Genomic DNA, 9159 nt, shown 5'->3' on the forward strand with positions numbered 1-9159 from the left:
GTGCATTTGCGGGGGGTGTAGGGGGCGGGGGTTCGTGTGTGGGGGCGGGGCCGCGCCGATGTGTCCGTCCTCGCCGTCCGCCTGGTCGCGTGGCTGCTTCGCTACCGGAGTGCCGCAAGCCGTACTCCGGGCGGAAATACCGGCACGTCCCGTCCCGTCGTGTGTGCTGCCGACTGCGGGTGTGCGGGCGCGGAGCTCCCGTGGCCTTCTGTTCGGTGCGGTTGTGTTGCGGGGAATCGGGCGGGCGAGTGGGAAAGCTTGTTCGTTCAGGTGAGGATGCGGGGCAAACGGGCGGGTGGTGGGGAAAGGTGTGTTCGTCAGCGCAGCCGCAGGGGACCCACACTCCGAGGCGCCCCGCCAGAGAAGGCGTGAGCTGCGGCACACCTGCCGTAAAGTTGGCGCCGGTCGATACCTGACCGCGGCAGATCGGAAGGGCAGCAGGCGTGACCGTCGACGACACCGGCTCCGGAGCGGGTGCATACCCCGGCCCAGACGGTGAGCCCGGGCGTGCCACCGGTTCCGTCGATGCGTTCGATTCCATGGACTCCGGGGACGAGAAGCCCGAGGACCCGGAGAAGGACCCCCTCGCCCTGCGCCTCGAAGGGCTGATCCTCGGCGCGGACCGCCGCTACACCCCCTTCCAGGCGGCCCGCAGCGCGGGCGTGTCCATGGAACTGGCCTCCCGCTTCTGGCGGGCCATGGGATTTCCCGACATCGGCCAGGCCAAGGCCCTGACCGAGGCGGACGTCCTCGCGCTGCGCCGCCTCGCCGGTCTCGTGGAAGCGGGCCTGCTCAGCGAGGCGATGGCCGTACAGGTGGCGCGGTCGACCGGGCAGACCACCGCCCGCCTGGCCGAATGGCAGATCGATTCCTTCCTGGAAGGTCTGACGGAGCCGCCCGAGCCGGGCATGACGCGGACCGAGGTCACCTATCCGCTGATAGAGCTGCTGCTGCCCGAGCTGGAGGAATTCCTCGTCTATGTGTGGCGGCGCCAGCTCGCCGCCGCGACCGGACGTGTCGTACAGGCCGCGGACGACGAGGAAATGGTCGACCGGCGCCTTGCCGTCGGATTCGCCGACCTCGTCGGCTTCACGCGCCTCACCCGGCGCATGGAGGAAGAGGAGCTCGGCGAGCTCGTCGAGGCCTTCGAGACCACCGCCGCCGACCTCGTCGCCGCGCACGGCGGGCGCCTGATCAAGACGCTGGGCGACGAAGTCCTGTACGCCGCCGACGACGCGGGCGTGGCCGCGGAGATCGCCCTGCGCCTCATCGAGACCATGGCCAACGACGAGACGATGCCGGAGCTGCGCGTCGGCATCGCCTTCGGCACGGTCACGACGCGGATGGGCGACGTCTTCGGTACGACGGTGAACCTCGCGAGCCGCCTCACGTCGATAGCGCCCAAGGACGCCGTCCTGGTGGACGGCGCGCTCGCCGAGGAGCTGACGCGTACGGGGGAGGCGCCTGCCTCCGAGACCGAGGCGGCACAGGCCGCGGAGCTGGCCGAGAAGGAGGGCTCCCCGGCGCCCTCGTACCGCTTCGCGCTCCAGCCGATGTGGCAGCGGCCCGTGCGCGGGCTCGGGGTCGTGGAGCCCTGGCTGCTTGCCCGGCGGGGCTGAGTTTCCGTCCGCGGACCGCTGCCTCGCGGCGGATTTTCCCCTCCGCCCACCCGTTTGCCCCGCAGCGGTGGCATGATCCGCAGGGTGGCCCGGTAACGGGCGTTAACCAGACGTGGAGGAAGCCATGGGTGGCGAGCAGCGGTTCGGGGAATTCGTCAGCGTCAGGCGGCACGCCTACGTCGCCGAGCTCGTCCTTGACCGGCCGGGGGCCATGAACGCCGTGTCCACGGACATGGCCCGCTCCATCGGCTCCGCCTGCGCCGCCCTCGCGGAGGACCGTGACGCCCGCGTCGTGGTCGTGACCTCCACCCACGGGCGTGCCTTCTGTGTCGGCGCCGACCTGAAGGAGCGCAATTCCTTCTCCGACGCGGAGTTGGTGCGCCAGCGGCCCACGGCACGCGCCGCCTACACCGGCGTACTGGAACTGCCCATGCCGACCATCGCCGCCGTGCACGGCTTCGCGCTCGGCGGCGGGTTCGAGCTCGCGCTGGCCTGCGATCTCGTCGTCGCCGACCCGACCGCCGTGGTCGGGCTCCCCGAGGTGTCGGTGGGCGTGATCCCGGGCGGCGGCGGTACGCAGCTGCTGCCGCGCCGCGTGGGTGCGGCGCGGGCCGCCGAGCTGATCTTCACCGCGCGGCGCGTGGAGGCGGCCGAGGCGCGGGAGTTGGGGCTCGTCGATCTGCTGGTGGGCGAGGGGGAGGACCGTACGGAAGCACTTGCGCTCGCCGAGCGGATCGCCGCCAACTCGCCCGTCGGGCTGCGTGCCGCCAAGCGCGCCCTGCGCCTGGGGCACGGGCTCGACCTGCGTGCGGGCCTCGAGGTCGAGGACGCGGCCTGGCGCTCGGTGGCCTTCTCCGGTGACCGGGCGGAGGGTGTCGCGGCGTTCAACGAGAAGCGGAAGCCCAAGTGGCCCGGGGAGTGAGCCCGGTGGGTGAGCCGCGGGGCGTGTCCACACGCTGAGTAATGTTCCAAACGCCCAAAATGTCGTAAATCTCCTAGCCTGGGGAGATGGGAGAGGACGTTCGGCTGCGGGCCGTGGTCGTGCTGGCGCAGGGGATGGCTGCCGCGCACACGCCGCGTGAGTCCTGGCGGGCGGCTGCCCGCGGCGCGTGCCGTGCGCTGTCCGGGAGTTTCGCGGCCCTGTCCGTCTGGGAGCGTGACCTCGGGCGGCTGAGGGTGCTGGTGAACGTGGGCGAACGGGCCGAGGGGGAGGAAGAGTTCCCGGAGCGCGAGGCGTATCCGGTGAACGAGTTCCCGGAGATCACCGAGTTCCTGCACGAGCGCTGGGCGGGCGGCGGCGAGCCGCACGCCTGGGTCGAGACGGCGGCGGGGCCCGCGGAGGCCTCCGCGCCCGGCTACTGCCACCAGCGCGTCGCCGCCCTGCGCAGGCGGGGGCGGGGCTGCTGCGTGGTCGCGCCGATCGTGCTGCACGGGCGGGCGTGGGGTGAGCTCTATGTGGCGCGGCCGGTGGGTGCGCCGGTCTTCGGCCGCAAGGACGCGGACTTCGCGACGGTGCTGGCCTCGGTCGTCGCGGCGGGCATCGCGCAGACCGAGCGCCTGGAGGAGGCCCGCCGCCTGGCCTTCACCGACGCGCTGACCGGCCTCGCCAACCGGCGCGCGGTCGATCTGCGCCTTGAGGAGGCGGTGGAGCGGCACCGTGCGGACGGGGCGGTGGTGAGCCTGGTCGTGTGCGACGTGAACGGCCTCAAGCGGGTCAACGACACCCGGGGCCACGCGGTCGGCGACCGTCTCCTCGAACGCTTCGGTTCCGTGCTCTCCCTCTGCGGGGCGATGCTGCCGGGGACGCTGGCGGCGCGGCTCGGCGGGGACGAGTTCTGCCTGCTCTCGGTGGGGCCGTCCGCCGACGAGGTGGTACGGGTCGCCGACGAACTCTGCGTACGGGCGTCGGAGTTGGAGCTGGGGGACGGGATCGCGTGCGGGGTCGCCTCCACGGAGGACCCGATCGGCGAGGTCCACTCGGCCCGCCGCCTGTTCCGCCTCGCGGACGCGGCCCAGTACCGCGCGAAGGCGGCACGCGCGGCGAAGCCGGTGGTCGCGGGCCGCGAGGGCACGGACGACCCGGTGATCCGCCTCGCCAACTCGGACACCGCCCGCCCTCCTGGCGAACGCCGCCGCTTCCGGGGCCGAGGCCCGGAGCCGCGGGGCGGCGGCGAGCGGGATTCCCGGGGTGCCGGGGAGGGGGAGCGGGGGGTCCGCGGGCCTGCGTGAGGCGCTGTCGGCGGGCGGGCGGGGCGTCCGTCGCTCTTGCCGCCCCCTTGGCTCCGGTGCGGCGAGCGGGGGTGTTGAGAGGTGCCCTTGGCTGGTGAGAGGGGGGCTCCAGGGTGCCGTGGGCTTCCGCGGCGGCGCCGGGGTCTGCGGATCCCGTGGTGCCGGGGGGCGAGGCTTTCGAGGGTGTGGGGCAGAGCCTCCGGCCCGGCGGCCAGGGCGCCCGTCGCTCCCGCCGCCCCCTCGGGCGCGGTGTGGCGAGCGGGGGCCCGTGGGGTGGTGGGGCGTGCCCTTGGGTGGGGTGCAGTCTCCGGGGCGGCGGGAGGTGGTTGCTGTGGCCTGCGTCGGCCCGTGTGCCCCGCCCCGCGTATGGGGGCTCACCTCTGTGCGGGGCCCTTGGCGTACCGCCTGGTAAGTGGCTCAGGTTGGATTCGGTCGTGACACTTGGCGATTCAGTCCGTACGCTGCTGAATATGGATATGCACACCGTGGTCCTGGGGACGTCCGGGACAACCGCGGCGGACGTCATCGCCGTCGCGCGCGGCAACGCCCGCATCGAGCTCTCGGCCGAGGCCGTGGCCGCCCTCGCCGCGTCGCGCGAGATCGTCGACGCCCTCGCGGCCAAGCCCGAGCCCGTCTACGGCGTATCGACCGGCTTCGGCGCCCTCGCCACCCGGCACATCGGCCCGGACCTGCGCGCCCAGCTCCAGCGCAACATCGTCCGCTCGCACGCGGCCGGAATGGGCCCGCGCGTGGAGCGCGAGGTGGTCCGCGCGCTGATGTTCCTGCGCCTGAAGACGGTCTGCTCCGGCCGCACCGGCGTACGCCCCGAGGTCGCGCAGACCATGGCCGACGTGCTGAACGCGGGCATCACGCCCGTCGTCCACGAGTACGGCTCCCTCGGCTGCTCCGGCGACCTCGCCCCGCTCAGCCACTGCGCCCTCACGCTCATGGGCGAGGGCGACGCGGAAGGCCCGGACGGCGAGCTGAAGCCGGCGGGCGAACTGCTCGCCGCGCACGGCATCACCCCCGTCGAGCTGCGCGAGAAGGAAGGCCTCGCCCTCCTGAACGGCACCGACGGCATGCTCGGCATGCTGGTCATGGCCCTCGCCGACCTCGACGCCCTCTACAAGTCCGCCGACATCACCGCGGCCCTCACCCTGGAGGCGCTGCTCGGCACCGCCAAGGTCCTGGCCCCCGAGCTGCACGCCATCCGCCCGCATCCGGGCCAGGGGGCATCCGCCGCCAACATGCTCGCCGTGCTGGAGGGGTCGGGCCTGACCGGCCACCACCAGGACGACGCGCCGCGCGTCCAGGACGCGTACTCGGTGCGGTGCGCGCCGCAGGTGGCGGGCGCCGGGCGCGACACGATGGCGCACGCGCGCCTGGTCGCCGAGCGCGAGCTCGCCGCCGCCGTCGACAACCCGGTGGTCCTGCCCGACGGCCGCGTCGAGTCGAACGGCAACTTCCACGGGGCCCCCGTGGCGTACGTCCTGGACTTCCTCGCGATCGCCGCCGCGGACCTCGGCTCGATCTCGGAGCGCCGCACGGACCGGCTCCTGGACAAGAACCGCTCGCACGGGCTTCCCCCCTTCCTCGCGGACGACGCGGGCGTGGACTCGGGCCTGATGATCGCCCAGTACACGCAGGCGGCCCTCGTGAGCGAGATGAAGCGCCTTGCCGTTCCGGCGTCCGCCGACTCGATCCCGTCCTCCGCGATGCAGGAGGACCACGTGTCGATGGGCTGGTCGGCGGCCCGCAAGCTCCGCACGGCGGTCGGCAACCTGACCCGCATCGTCGCGATCGAGCTGTACGCGGCCACGCGCGCGGTCGAACTCCGCGAGGGCCTCACCCCGGCCCCCGCCACGCAGGCGGTCATCGAGGCGGTCCGCAAGGCGGGCGTCCAGGGCCCGGGGCCGGATCGTTTCCTCGCCCCGGACCTGGCGGCGGCGGACGAGTTTGTCCGCTCGGGCGCGCTGCTCGACGCGGTCGAGCCGGTGACGGGCCCGCTGGCCTAGCCAGGGCACGTCGTACGACGAAGGGGGCGCCGTCACCGGGTGACGGCGCCCCCTTCCGTGTATGCGCGCCCGAGTGGTGACGGCGCGTCAGTCCCGGTCCACGTGCTCGTGGGTGATGTTGCCCTTGACCGCGTCGACCTCGAAGTCGGTCTTGTTCCAGTCCTTGGAGACGACGTCGACGGACCAGACCAGGGCGCCGCTGTCGTTGTCGTCGAGACCGACGGACGTGACCGTGCCCTTCGTCTTGTCCGTGGCGGTCTTGGCCGCCTGTTCCGGCGTCTGCTTGACGCGGGAGAGCCAGTCGGCCGTCTCCTTCTTGTCGTCGGCGTCCCGGTCGCCCTCGGGCGCGGAGCTGAGCACCTTGCCGGAGACGGCGTCGATACGCACGGTGTGCGAGGTGCCGTCCTTCTCGGCCACCTTCGCGACCCACTGCGGGCCCATGGCGCTGCTGCTCGGGCTGGGGCTGGCGCTCATGGGGTCGTCATCGTCGTCGGCGTCGTCCTTGACGTCGGCGGCGCTCTTGAGGTCCAGGTCGGTCAGCTTGCTGCCCGAGACCTTGTCCACCGCCGTGGTGGCGGCCTTGTCGTAGGTGACCTTGGTGTCGCCGAGCAGTGCCTTGCGCTCCGTCTGGTCCTGCGTCATCGACGCGCTGCCCGAGGGGGACGGGGTGGCCTCCCCCTCCGGGACGGTCTTCGCCGCTTCCGAGGTCGCGGCGGACTCCGCCTTGCCGCTGTCCTCACCGCAGCCTGTGACCAGTGCAGCCGAGGCCGCGACGGCGCACACGGCGCCGACGAGACGGAGACGACGGGCGCGCGCGGCGCCGCTCTTGCTGTGCCGGGGTTCGAATCTCATGCCCCGATGCCTAGCCGCCCGGCCGCCCGGCCATGTTGCCCGGCGGCCAGGGTCACCCGATCGACGACGGCAGGCCGCTCAGTACGCCGGGCCCTGCCGCTCCCGGCGGACCGAATATGCGACGAACCCCGCTCCGAGGCCCAGGAACGCCGTCCCGCCGATGAGGTACGGCGTCGTGTCGACACCGGCGCCCGTGTCCGCGAGGCGGTCCTCGGCGGGGGCGGCGGTGTCCTTCGACGGCAGCGTCGCGCGACGCTGCTCGGTATGGACGACCTGCTGGGCGTCGGGTGCCTGAGCGGGCGCCTGCGGAGATCTGAACGTCGCCGTCGCGTTCGCGGAGGGAACGAACCACAGGGCGCCGAGGAGGGCACCCGCGGCAGTGGCGGTCAACAGCGATCGACGTGCGGACACGGAATCGGATCCCCCTTGTGGCGCTGGCGAATTGGCCGTGTGGGGCGATGGTAATGAAAGGCGCGGGTCGCGGGAAAGTCGCGGGGGCCCCGGGTCGTACGCTCCGACCCATGAGCACACCTGAGACATCACGCTTTGTACGGCTCCGCGTCGAATTGGTGGTGGAGGTCGACGGCTCCGGCGAACTGTCGGCGTCGGCCCTGCGCCGCATCGCGGAGGACGAGCACATGCCGGCCGAGGAGCGCCAGCACGCCGAGACGGCCGTCAAGGAGGACGACGCCGAAGCCCTCGCCTATTTGGTTGACCCGTTCGACCTGGTCAGCCAGGTGCCGGGGGTGGAACTCTCGCAGGCTTCCTGGAGCAGCGAGCAGATCGACTACGACCCCGATTCACCGGACTGGGAGGGGGACGAGGATGATGAGGACGACGAGGTTGAGGATGGGGACGGCACCGGCGGCCGGAGGCTCTAGCCGGTAGACGAAAATTCGTACGTCTACCGGACGGAAAAAACGGAACCCGTAGCCCCGGACGGCAACCGCCGCCCGGGGTTCCGTCGTCTCAGAGGTGCACGGCTGTCACCGGCGCATCGCACGACGTGGTGTTCCCCACATCTTCCGCGGTAGTGGAACGGGACGAACCGGGCAGGACGTTGTACGGGATTACGGGGACTCCCGGCGTTCTTGGCGTGTTGGGGATTTCAGCAACGATGGAGAAGCGTGTGATGACGGACAGTAGGCGGCGGCGCGGACGGCGCAAGGGCCTTGCGGCCGTGTCCGCCCTGGTCGGCGGCGTCCTTGTGCTCTCGGCCTGTAGCAGCGACGACGGCGACAAGAGCAGTGCCGGCGGCAAGGAGTCCCAGAACCAGGTCGACGAGGCAGCCGCCAAGAAGACCTCCGAGGCCGATATCAAGATCGCGCCCAAGGACGGCTCCGACAACGCAAGCATCAACAGCGCGGCCAAGGTCAAGGTGACCAAGGGGACGCTGACGGACGTCACGATGACGACCGACGACGGCACCGCGGTCGAGGGGCAGATAGCGGCCGACAAGAAGAGCTGGAAGCCCAGCGCACAGCTCGACCGCGCCAAGACGTACAAGATCAGCGCCACGGCCGAGGACTCCGAGGGCCGCAAGGCGCACGAGAACTCGAAGTTCACGACGGTCTCCCCGAAGAACAGCTTCATCGGGAACTTCACCCCCGAGGACGGCTCCACCGTCGGCGTGGGCATGCCGGTGTCGATCAACTTCGACAAGGCGATCGCCAACAAGAAGGACGTGCAGTCGCACATCACGGTGTCGTCGAGCAGCGGCCAGGAAGTCGTCGGCCACTGGTTCGGCGACAACCGCATCGACTTCCGCCCCGAGGATTACTGGAAGGGCAACTCCACCGTCACCCTGAAGCTGGCGCTCGACGGCGTCGAGGGTTCGGACGGCGTAACCGGCGTCCAGCAGAAGACGGTCCAGTTCAAGATCGGGCGCAACCAGGTCTCCGTCGTCGACGCCAAGACCAAGCAGATGAAGGTCATGCGGGACGGCAAGACCATCAAGACCATCCCGATCTCCGCGGGCTCCCCGGAGAACAAGACGTACGAAGGCCAGATGGTGATCTCCGAGAAGTTCAAGGAGACCCGGATGGACGGCGCCACGGTCGGCTTCACGGACGGCGACGGCAAGGGCGAGTACGACATCAAGGACGTGCCGCACGCCATGCGCCTGTCCCAGTCGGGCACGTTCATCCACGGCAACTACTGGGGCGCCAAGTCGATCTTCGGCGGCGCCAACACCAGCCACGGCTGTGTCGGCCTCCAGGACGCCAAGGGTGCGGGCGACAAGAGCACCCCGGGCGCCTGGTTCTACGACAACTCGATGGTCGGTGACGTCGTGGACGTCCGGAACACCGGCGACAAGACGGTCCAGCCGGACAACGGCTTCAACGGCTGGGTCATGGACTGGGCCCAGTGGAAGGCCGGTTCGGCGGTCTGATCCCCGGCTGACTTTTCCGAGCGGCGGCGGCCCGCACCCCTCACCAGGGGTG

General features: G+C 71.5%; 8 protein-coding genes. 6 read left to right on the top strand and 2 right to left on the bottom strand.

Features of this window, described 5'->3' with window-relative positions; genetic code table 11:
- Window positions 1–443 precede the first annotated feature (443 nt).
- From ACQKIP_RS31335 to hutH, 4 genes are all read left to right on the top strand, one after another.
- A complete protein-coding gene (locus ACQKIP_RS31335) occupies window positions 444–1619 on the top strand; it encodes an adenylate/guanylate cyclase domain-containing protein (protein WP_427744821.1) in 1176 nt (391 codons plus the stop codon).
- Between the two features lie 124 nt (window positions 1620–1743).
- Window positions 1744–2541 carry an enoyl-CoA hydratase/isomerase family protein gene (locus ACQKIP_RS31340; RefSeq protein WP_365861583.1) on the top strand — a complete coding sequence of 266 codons (798 nt, stop codon included), beginning with the start codon at window positions 1744–1746 and terminating at the stop codon, window positions 2539–2541.
- Between the two features lie 86 nt (window positions 2542–2627).
- Window positions 2628–3848: a GGDEF domain-containing protein gene (locus tag ACQKIP_RS31345; RefSeq protein ID WP_365861585.1), complete on the top strand. Its 1221-nt coding sequence runs from the start codon at window positions 2628–2630 to the stop codon at window positions 3846–3848.
- A 476-nt stretch (window positions 3849–4324) separates the two neighbouring features.
- Window positions 4325–5863: a histidine ammonia-lyase gene (gene hutH, locus ACQKIP_RS31350; RefSeq protein WP_365861914.1), complete on the top strand. Its 1539-nt coding sequence runs from the start codon at window positions 4325–4327 to the stop codon at window positions 5861–5863.
- Between the two features lie 87 nt (window positions 5864–5950).
- On the opposite strand, the gene ACQKIP_RS31355 is transcribed toward hutH, so the two are convergent.
- Together ACQKIP_RS31355 and ACQKIP_RS31360 are read right to left on the bottom strand one after the other, a co-directional pair.
- Window positions 5951–6715 (bottom strand): PepSY domain-containing protein, encoded by a 765-nt coding sequence (locus tag ACQKIP_RS31355; RefSeq protein ID WP_365861587.1) that lies wholly within the window; start codon window positions 6713–6715, stop codon window positions 5951–5953.
- A gap of 78 nt (window positions 6716–6793) precedes the next feature.
- Window positions 6794–7126, bottom strand: coding sequence for a hypothetical protein (locus tag ACQKIP_RS31360; protein ID WP_365861589.1), 333 nt, complete (start codon window positions 7124–7126; stop codon window positions 6794–6796).
- Between the two features lie 110 nt (window positions 7127–7236).
- On the opposite strand from ACQKIP_RS31360, the gene ACQKIP_RS31365 reads away from it, so the two are divergent.
- Entirely contained in the window at window positions 7237–7596 is a 360-nt protein-coding gene (locus tag ACQKIP_RS31365; RefSeq protein ID WP_365861591.1) for a hypothetical protein, read from the top strand.
- Between the two features lie 251 nt (window positions 7597–7847).
- Complete coding sequence (locus tag ACQKIP_RS31370; RefSeq protein WP_365861593.1) at window positions 7848–9107, top strand: L,D-transpeptidase; 1260 nt, start codon at window positions 7848–7850, stop codon at window positions 9105–9107.
- Window positions 9108–9159 lie beyond the last annotated feature (52 nt).

Origin of the sequence: Streptomyces sp. NPDC059900 (assembly GCF_050270335.1) — a bacterium.
In the GTDB taxonomy this organism is placed as follows: Bacteria; Actinomycetota; Actinomycetes; order Streptomycetales; family Streptomycetaceae; genus Streptomyces.